Source organism: Curtobacterium sp. USHLN213 (genome assembly GCF_037144815.1).
Lineage (GTDB): Bacteria > Actinomycetota > Actinomycetes > Actinomycetales > Microbacteriaceae > Curtobacterium.
On the sequence record NZ_JBBCYQ010000031.1, the window covers coordinates 1 to 456 of the forward strand.

Annotated in this window: 1 rRNA gene; it reads right to left on the reverse strand. The window is 51.3% G+C overall.

Features of this window, described 5'->3' with window-relative positions:
* Window positions 1–264: ribosomal RNA gene (locus tag WFH25_RS19285) — 16S ribosomal RNA — on the reverse strand; the annotation flags it as partial.
* Window positions 265–456: the final 192 nt, after the last annotated feature.

Genomic DNA, 456 nt, shown 5'->3' on the forward strand with positions numbered 1-456 from the left:
GCCATTACCTCACCAACAAGCTGATAGGCCGCGAGTCCATCCCCAACCAAAAAATCTTTCCACCACCAGACCATGCGGCCGGCAGTCATATCCAGTATTAGACGTCGTTTCCAACGCTTATCCCAGAGTCAGGGGCAGGTTACTCACGTGTTACTCACCCGTTCGCCACTAATCCACCCAGCAAGCTGGGCATCATCGTTCGACTTGCATGTGTTAAGCACGCCGCCAGCGTTCGTCCTGAGCCAGGATCAAACTCTCCGTAAAAAATTACAACCAACACCCGAAGATGTCAGCGAGTTGATTCTGACTGTTGACTGTCTACTGACAATCTTCAATCCAAAAGGAATTGTCTCCGAACCCACCAGCAAGCTGATGAGTCACGGGGTCAATAAATTGGCATTGACAATGTGCACGCTGTTGAGTTCTCAAGGACCAGACGCACTCCCCACTCGACCC